This is a genomic window from Herbiconiux daphne (assembly GCF_024979295.1).
Classification (GTDB): Bacteria; Actinomycetota; Actinomycetes; order Actinomycetales; family Microbacteriaceae; genus Herbiconiux; species Herbiconiux daphnes.
Window position 1 is genome coordinate 1 of the sequence record NZ_JANLCJ010000053.1, and the last position, 2,075, is coordinate 2,075.

Consider the following 2,075-nt stretch of genomic DNA (forward strand, 5'->3'; position numbering starts at 1 on the left):
AAGAACTATTGATCCCTTATTCGCAGATCAAACAGTGATCGAGGATCGACCTACACCATTACGTGAACTTGAAGCAGGAACACAGTTAACAGTTATCAATATCGCGAACGTTGTAATCAAAGCAGGCACAGACTTTGAGGGGAATTGGGTAGACGAGCATAACGGCTTTCTTATCCTAGCGGTTCCGACTGACGAGGAAGGTAAAGCAACAGGCGACCTAGTGAAGATTTTCCCTAGCAAGAAAGTTGAGCGGGCTTTGAAAACGATCCTCAACCCTAAAAACAAACGCGCGGCAATCGCAAGCATTAATAAAGGCGAATTAATTTTTCAGGTGGTAGCTGATTCCTTTGAAAACGCAGAAGGCGAAAAGCAAGATTTCAACCGTTTAGAATTCGTATAGTTCACACAACGCCGTGGCTTAACCGTCACGGCGTTTTATTTATTTTAGGAGGTATATCATGGAAAACGAAAAAGAGGCGCTTAAAAAGCAAGTTGGGGCGCTATGCAAGCAAATTAGAAACACAGTAGGGTTCACGCGTGACGATATCGAAAAATTTTCAGGTTTTAAGAATCGAACGATCGAATCGTTTGAACGCGGTGATTCTACGAATTATTTGATTCTTGCGTTCTATATCCAATTATCATGGGAAGTTGACAATTTTCTATTTGACCACACAGGCGCGCAGGGCGGTTTCTACAAAACTTTGAAAAGATTAATCACTGACGTTCATAACGACACACTAAGGGAGGTATTTAAAAATTGGTAAGATCACGGGTAGTAAACATTCAGGCAGTTGACAAAGCAAAAGTCACAGCTAACGCGCAGGCATTGGCAAGAGCAAAAGCGGAACGGCGAGAGGCGAGCCGATTAATCAAGAACTTACGCCGATCAATCGGGAACGTTGAAAAGAAATACGGCACGTTCGCGCAGTCGGTAAAATCATGGAAAGCCTTGACCGACAAGCAGGGCGGGTATATCACAATTCGCGGACTTGGTGATCGTGAAGTCGGAACGCTATTACGCAAACTTCAAGAAATTGACACCTACGTCACGAAAAACGTGAACGGGACGAAAAAGATGATCGATCGACAACTGAAATTGTACGGAGAGGACGCAAAAGGACTGACACCAAAACAAGCGGTGGCACGATTGAACTCAAAATTCCGAAACAGCAACCCTCATGAACTCTTTGACGAGATCGCGAAGTTGATGAAAGAGCAGGGTAACATTATCGAACAAATGCACGCAGGCACGTATGATAAGGCAATGCAACTCGCTTCAGAACTAGCAGAGGCAAGCGCGAATCTTTCACCAGATCAAATCGAGGACGCGTTGATCGATATTGCTGAAAAATTAGGACACGCAACGGTGGTAGAATCGGCAAACGGAACGCCGTTAGATCAAATCTAATCGCAAGGAGTAGCTAACATTGATGATCCCTTATAGTGAGTTATTCGAGGTTGAGTTAGAAAACCACCTTGAAAAATTAGAAGATAAATTTGAATATAAACGCGGAACCACTACGGGGCTTCAAATGTTAAACGCGCCTTTAAGCTTTGATATTGAAACCACTTCTTGGAAACATAAGAATGGGGATCAGACGCTTTTTCTTGCGAACATGTATGTTTGTATGGTTTCGCTTGACGGTATGAAAATATCATTCCGTTATTGGCATGAATTTCAGGAGTTTTGTGAGAAAATTTCACAGTTCTTATTTTTGGGAAAGAACCAACGGAAACGGAAAAAAGATCGGCGTTTCGCAAAACGTTGCATAGTGATTTACGTCCATAACTTGGGATATGAATTCGAGTTTATCCGCGATATGTTCACTTGGGAAAGCAAGCCTCATATTTTCGCCAAAACTCACAGCCCGATCGCGGTTAGAAGTGACTTAGGGATCGAATTCCGTTGTTCCTATATCGCAAGCGGGTTGAGCCTTGCAAAAGTCGGGGAAAACCTGCAAACACCGATCCAAAAAAGCGGTGATTTAGATTATGAGAAATGGCGACACAATGAAACGCCTTTGACTGGAAAAGAGTGGGGATATTGTGAAACTGAGTTGGATATCGTAGTC

4 protein-coding genes are annotated in these 2,075 nt (G+C 43.1%); all 4 read left to right on the forward strand.

The window, feature by feature from the left end; translation table 11 throughout:
* Nucleotides 1-400 (forward strand): hypothetical protein (locus N1032_RS22690; RefSeq protein ID WP_259542575.1); only part of this gene is annotated, 400 nt, incomplete at its 5' end.
* Nucleotides 401-458: 58 nt separating this feature from the next.
* On the forward strand, nucleotides 459-767 hold the full coding sequence (locus tag N1032_RS22695) for a hypothetical protein (protein WP_259542576.1): 309 nt from the start codon (nucleotides 459-461) through the stop codon (nucleotides 765-767).
* A 62-nt stretch (nucleotides 768-829) separates the two neighbouring features.
* Complete coding sequence (locus N1032_RS22700) at nucleotides 830-1,411, forward strand: hypothetical protein (protein ID WP_259542577.1); 582 nt, start codon at nucleotides 830-832, stop codon at nucleotides 1,409-1,411.
* Between the two features lie 19 nt (nucleotides 1,412-1,430).
* Nucleotides 1,431-2,075, forward strand: a 645-nt coding sequence (locus N1032_RS22705; RefSeq protein ID WP_259542578.1) for a hypothetical protein, incomplete at its 3' end; no start/stop codon positions are given.